Source organism: Homoserinimonas sp., from assembly GCF_056262345.1.
The window spans coordinates 1-5,884 of record NZ_JBACFR010000006.1 but is presented as its reverse complement, the minus strand read 5'-3'; the positions used below and the strand labels follow the sequence as shown (position 1 = coordinate 5,884).

Here is a 5,884-nt window from a genome sequence, read left to right as displayed (position 1 = left end):
TCGGGCTGAATGCGCGACCACGACACGGAGAAGCGGTAGGCCTCGAGCCCGAGCCGCTCCATGAGGTCGAGATCGGATTCGAGGCGGTGATAGTGGTCGTCGGCACGATCGCCCGTGTCGCCGCCGACGACGCGCCCCGGTGTGTGACTGAACGTGTCCCAGATGGAGGGGCCTCGGCCGTCTTCGTGCGCGGCTCCCTCGATCTGATAGGCCGCGGTTGCGGATCCGAAGAGAAATCCCGGGGGGAATTCGAGGCCGATGTCGCGGTAATCGGGGCTGCCTGTTGTCATGATGCGTGCGACTCTACCCGACGCCGTGGGAGCGCTCCCAGGATTGCTTTGCTGATAACGTTCCCATCGATGAAAACCTCGCGCGCGACCATGCACGATGTTGCCGCGCTGGCCGGCGTTGGCCTCTCCACCGTGTCGCGCGTTGTCAACGGCGACGTCAAGGTGAGCCCCGCCAAAACCCTTGCCGTCGAAAACGCTATCCGCGAGCTGGGCTATCGCCGAAATGACTCGGCCCGGCACTTGCGCACGGGCGCGGCCGCCAGCATTGGCCTGCTCATCGAGAGCATCGCCGACCCCTTCTTCTCCCTCATCTCCCAGGCCGTAGAAGAGGTAGCGCTCAGCAGGGACTCCCTGCTTCTCTCCGCCTCGTCACATCAGGATGCCGCCAGGGCTCGGCGCATGGTGCTCGCGTTTTGCTCGCGCCGCGTTGATGGGCTCATCATCACTCCCTCCGAAGACCAGTCGATTGACTACCTCCGCACCGAACTCACCGCCGGCGTTGCCATGGTCTTTATCGACCGCCCGGTGCCCGGGCTCGATGCCGACACGGTGCTCACCGATAACGTGGGCGGCGCCATGAGCGGGGTCGAACACCTTATTGCGCACGGTCACCGTCGCATCGCCTGCATCACCGACAGGGCCGGCCTCTACACGTCATCGCATCGCATCCGCGGCTACCGGAACGCACTCGCCGCGGCAGGAATCCCCTTCGACCCCGCCCTCGTCTATTCGGCCGACGACACGACAGACACCCTGGCCGAGCCCCTCACCAGCATGCTCGACGCCGAAAACCCGCCAACCGCACTATTCACTGCGAACAACAGGTCGACCATTGGCGCACTGAGGGTGATGGGCGGTCGGCACAACCGCCCTGCCCTCGTCGGCTTCGACGACTTTGAGCTCGCCGATGCGCTCAGCCCTGGCGTGACGGTCGTGGCCCAAGACCCGCTGGCGATGGGGCGCATGGCGGCAGAGCTGCTCTTTCGCCGACTCGACCGCGACACGTCGCCGCCTCAGACGATAACGCTGGGGACCCGCCTGATCGCTCGCGGATCTGGTGAGCAAAGGCCGTAAACAGCAGGCCGTAAACGAGGCGCCACACCGGCGCTTGCTCTCGCACGGGAAGACCCTCGGTAACGATTTCGTCGCGCCCCGTTGTCCTGAAAACGTTTTCATATTTGAATGAAGGGACCTCGCCGAACGGCGACACACGAACTGCGAGATTCCAATGGAGGAATTCACCATGCGCAAGCCAGTGTCACTGATCGCAGGGGCCGCCATCCTTGGCCTCGCCCTCGCCGGATGCTCGGGCGGAGGAGACACCCCGGCGGATTCCGGGGGCGCGAACGAGGTCGAAGTCTTCACCTGGTGGTCATCTGGGTCGGAGAAAGTAGGCCTCGACGCCCTCGTCGAAGTCTTCAACGAGCAGTACCCCGACATCGAGTTCATCAACGCCTCTGTGGCCGGTGGCGCAGGCTCCAACGCCAAGGCAGCCCTCGCATCCCGCCTCGAAGCGGGCGACCCGCCCGACACCTTCCAGGCACATGCTGGCGCCGAACTCACCGACTACATCGAAGCGGGCCAGCTGCAAGACCTGAGCTCATTCTTCGACGACGAAGGGTTCACCGAAGTGTTTCCCGAGAGCCTGATTCAGTTGCTCACGGTTGACGACGCCATCTATTCGGTGCCCAGCAACATCCATCGCGCCAACGTCGTCTGGGTCAACACGGGCATCCTCGAAAACGCAGGCATCGACCCCAAGAAGGCACCGGCCGACATCGACGCCTGGATTGCTGATCTGGAGAAGGTCAAAGCCTCGGGAGTGGAGGCACCTCTCGCGCTGGGAACCGAGTGGACTCAGATGCAGCTGTTCGAAACGGTGCTGCTCGCCGACCTCGGTGCCGACGGATACACGGGGCTCTGGACGGGAGATACCTCCTGGGATAGCGACGGGGTCACGACCGCCATCGACCACTACAGCACCCTCCTCGACTTCGTGAACAGCGACTACACGGGCTTGGATTGGGATGCGGCGACGCAGATTCTGATCGATGGCCAGGCGGCCTACAACGTGATGGGCGACTGGGCCGAGGCGGCCTTCGCCCAGGCCGGGCTCACCTACGACAACGAATACACGACGTGGCCGGTGCCGGGCACGGAGGGAATCTTCGACTTTCTCGCCGACTCGTTCACGCTGCCCGTAGGCGCCCCGCACGAGGAGCCCGCCAAAGACTGGCTGCGCACCGTCGGATCTGCGGACGGTCAGCAGGCCTTCAACCTGGCCAAGGGGTCCATCCCCGCCCGCACCGACATCGACGCTGCCGACTACCCGCCCTACCAGCAGACCGCGATCAAGGCCTACGCGGACGACGTGATCGTGAGTTCGCTCGCCCACGGGGCCGCGGCGAGCATCGCGTGGTCGGGCGATATCTCCTCGGCGGTCGGCAGGTTCGGCAGCGATAAAGATGTGGCCGCGCTGCAGTCAGCGCTCGTTGACGCAGCCGAGAAGGCGCTCGGCTAACTCCGCAGCGGTGCCGGGTGGGAGTCGATAGCTCCCACCCGCCGCTCTGCCGATCGTCCGGTGAACCGAGAAGGGAGTTCGGGTCATGCGCAAAGGGGTAAGAAACTGGGGGCCGCCGCTGCTGCTGGTGTCGCCGACGATCGTTATCCTCGGCATCTTTGTCTACGGGCTCATCGGCGCAAACGTCTCTGTCTCACTCAGTGACAGGCACAGCCTGAGCCCCGCCGAGAGCTTCGTCGGCCTCGAGAACTACTTCTCCCTGTTCGCCGAAGAACGCTTTCAGCACTCCCTCTATAACCTCGGCATCTTCACCCTGTTTTTTCTCGTCGGCACAATGCTGTTCGGCTTTCTCTGGGCTTGGATGCTCGACAAGGGCGTGAATGCCGAGGGCGTTTTTCGCTCGGTCTACCTCTTTCCCATGGCGATCTCGTTCATCGCCTCTGGTGTGGTCTGGCGGTGGCTCCTCAACAGCGCAGAGGGTGACCGAGCATCCGGGCTCAATCGCGTCTTCGAATCGCTCGGCCTTGGCTTCTTGCAGAATCCGTGGTGGAACGACCCGACCTGGGGCATGGCGGCCATTGCTCTCCCCGCGATCTGGCAACTCTCGGGCTATGTGATGGCCCTGTTTCTGTCGGGCTTTAGAGGCATTCCCGACGAGCTGCGCGAAGCGGCCCGCATGGACGGCGCCTCGGAGTGGAAGCTCTACCGCCACGTCGTGTTTCCGCAGCTGAGCCCCGTGGCGCTCTCCGCCCTGGTGATCATCGGCCACATGTCGCTCAAGGTGTTTGACCTGATCATGGCCATCACCAAATCCATCTACCAAACCGAGGTGCCCGCCACCTACATGTGGGTGGCACTTACCTCGAACGACTACGCAAAAGCGGCAACAATCGCCACCGTTCTCTTGCTGTTCGTTGCGGTGCTCATCATCCCCTACCTCATCCACACTTCGCGCTCCGAGAAGGCGCAGCGATGACAATCTCGACCGGCATCGACAGAAAGCCTGCGCCAGAACCGGCGCCGCTCACGGGACGGCCGAGCAGGGTGGCCCTGGGCAGAACGGCCAAGTACGTGCTGCTCATTCTGTTTCTCGTGGTGGTGCTCATGCCCGTCTATGTGCTGGTGGTCACGAGCCTCAAACCGCCTCAGGATGTCAACCCGGCAACATCGTGGGGCCTGCCCGTTCGCTGGCCGTGGGAGCCGGCGCTCGAGGGCGGGGCAACGGGGTTCGACAACTGGAGTCTCGCGTGGGACGCCCTCTCCCCCGCGATCGCCCGCACGTTTTTGCTCGCCATTCCCGCGGCGATCATCTCGTCGTTCCTGGGCGCAATGAACGGATTCGTGCTCTCCCGGTGGCGGTTCCCCCGCGCCGACTGGGTGTTCACCTTCATCCTCTTTGGCATGTTCATTCCGTACCAGGCGATCATGACGCCGCTGGTGCAGATGAAGACGTCTCTCGGGCTGCCGAGCGGCATCAGCACCCTGCTCGTGGTGCACATCATCTATGGCTTGCCCATCTGCACGCTGATCTTTCGCAACTACTACACGGGCATCCCAATGGAGCTCATGGAGGCATCCCGCGTTGACGGCGCTGGCATGCTCCGCACGTTTGCGAGCATCGTGCTGCCCCTCTCGCTGCCGGGCTTTGTGGTCACGATCATCTGGCAGTTCACGAGTGCATGGAACGACTTTCTCTTCGCCCTGTTTCTCTCCAACCAACGAGAAGGGCCGGTCGCCCTTGCCCTCAACAACCTTGCCCAAGGCGCCCAGCTCGCCAATTACGGCTCGGCCATGGCCGGGGCGCTGCTCGCGTCGCTGCCCACCCTTGTGGTCTACATCGTGCTGGGCAAGTACTTTATCGGCGGGCTCATGAGCGGGTCGGTCAAGAGCTGACGGAGGGTTCCTCCACGCGGCCGGAGATGGCCAGGGCTACCGCCGCGATCACGATAGTGAGAGCGAAGACCCCGGCGAAGGATGCTGCGCCGCCCACGTCGACAAGGGCGGCCACGATAAGCCCCGTCGTGGCGAGCGCGAGCGCCGCACCCAGCGAGTCGGCGATCGTGATGGCGGAGCTGTTGAAGCCCTGGCTCGCCGGAGTCGACCGGGCCAGGGTCATCGAGCTCATCCTGGGATACATGAGTCCCATTCCGCCACCGCCGATCACCCAGCCCGCGATGATGATCCACGGAGCCAAGTGCAGCGCCGCCGTCGCGAAGGCGATGATCACGGCGACAAGAACCAGCAGCGCACCGATGCGCATCGCCATAACATCGCGCAGTCGGGCACCGAGCTTGCCCTGCAACCAAGACGCTGTCGCCCACGACACCGCCGCACCCGTGAGAGCGACCCCAGCGAGCGAAGGGTCGAACGCATACTCATCGATGAGCAGGTACGGGATGTAGACCTCAGCACCAAAGAACGCCGCGGCGACGAGCGACCGCGAGAGAACGACGGAGGCGAGCCCGCGGCGGGCGAGGAGGGTGCCCTTCGGCACGAGAGGCCGCACGGCAACGACAAGCAGAGCCAGTGCGCCGACCGCGATGACGGGGGCAAGAGCATCCGGAGCCTGCTCCGAAAGGTTGAGGGCGAGCACGGCGCCGGCAGCCAGAATCGACCAGCCGATGCGACCCCAGGCCCACGGCTGCGGATTTTCTGGCGCAGGCTGCGACGCCAAGACGCGCACGGCAGGCACAACCATGCCCACCGCCGCCAGCACGAGACCGACGACCCCCAGAAACACCCAGTGCCAGGAGAGCAACTGGGCGATTACCCCGGCGATGGCTGGCCCGATCATTGACGGGACCACCCAGGCTGCGGCGAACGCGGCAAAGATCTTGTGATGCAGGTCGGGGGGAAAGATGCGGGCCACGAGCACATAGAGCGCGACGGTGACGCCGCCGCCGCCGAGACCCTGCACGAGGCGACCGACGACCAACACCCACATCTCTTGTGCTGTGCCAGCGACCAGAAGGCCTGCAACGAAGAGCGCGCCGGAGAGGTACAGCGGGCCGGTCGGGCCGGCACGGTCCGACCAGTTGCCCGCGACCACCATGCCGATCACTCCGACCGCGAG

At 64.5% G+C, this 5,884-nt stretch carries 6 protein-coding genes; 4 read left to right on the top strand and 2 right to left on the bottom strand.

Going from position 1 to position 5,884, the window contains the following annotated elements; genetic code table 11:
* On the bottom strand, positions 1-290 hold a 290-nt coding region (locus AC062T_RS00385), incomplete at its 3' end, for a family 1 glycosylhydrolase (protein ID WP_476026312.1).
* Positions 291-359: 69 nt separating this feature from the next.
* On the opposite strand from AC062T_RS00385, the gene AC062T_RS00380 reads away from it, so the two are divergent.
* From AC062T_RS00380 to AC062T_RS00365, 4 genes are all read left to right on the top strand, one after another.
* Positions 360-1,364 (top strand): LacI family DNA-binding transcriptional regulator, encoded by a 1,005-nt coding sequence (locus AC062T_RS00380; RefSeq protein WP_476026310.1) that lies wholly within the window; start codon positions 360-362, stop codon positions 1,362-1,364.
* A 169-nt stretch (positions 1,365-1,533) separates the two neighbouring features.
* Positions 1,534-2,811: an ABC transporter substrate-binding protein gene (locus AC062T_RS00375; RefSeq protein ID WP_476026308.1), complete on the top strand. Its 1,278-nt coding sequence runs from the start codon at positions 1,534-1,536 to the stop codon at positions 2,809-2,811.
* Positions 2,812-2,896: 85 nt separating this feature from the next.
* On the top strand, positions 2,897-3,787 hold the full coding sequence (locus AC062T_RS00370; RefSeq protein ID WP_476026306.1) for a carbohydrate ABC transporter permease: 891 nt from the start codon (positions 2,897-2,899) through the stop codon (positions 3,785-3,787).
* A complete protein-coding gene (locus tag AC062T_RS00365; RefSeq protein WP_476026304.1) occupies positions 3,784-4,704 on the top strand; it encodes a carbohydrate ABC transporter permease in 921 nt (306 codons plus the stop codon). Before AC062T_RS00370 ends, AC062T_RS00365 begins: the two co-directional genes overlap by 4 nt.
* Here the strand turns inward: AC062T_RS00365 and AC062T_RS00360 are convergent.
* Positions 4,694-5,884, bottom strand: a 1,191-nt coding sequence (locus AC062T_RS00360) for an MFS transporter (protein WP_476026302.1), incomplete at its 5' end; no start/stop codon positions are given. The two genes, AC062T_RS00365 and AC062T_RS00360, sit on opposite strands and share 11 nt — an antisense overlap.

What these genes read in the sequence shown, in the direction of transcription:
- AC062T_RS00380 (WP_476026310.1), top strand. Translation starts at nt 360, where the DNA reads ATGAAAACCTCGCGCGCGACCATGCACGATGTTGCCGCGCTGGCCGGC.
- AC062T_RS00375 (WP_476026308.1), top strand. Translation starts at nt 1,534, where the DNA reads ATGCGCAAGCCAGTGTCACTGATCGCAGGGGCCGCCATCCTTGGCCTC.
- AC062T_RS00370 (WP_476026306.1), top strand. Translation starts at nt 2,897, where the DNA reads ATGCGCAAAGGGGTAAGAAACTGGGGGCCGCCGCTGCTGCTGGTGTCG.
- AC062T_RS00365 (WP_476026304.1), top strand. Translation starts at nt 3,784, where the DNA reads ATGACAATCTCGACCGGCATCGACAGAAAGCCTGCGCCAGAACCGGCG.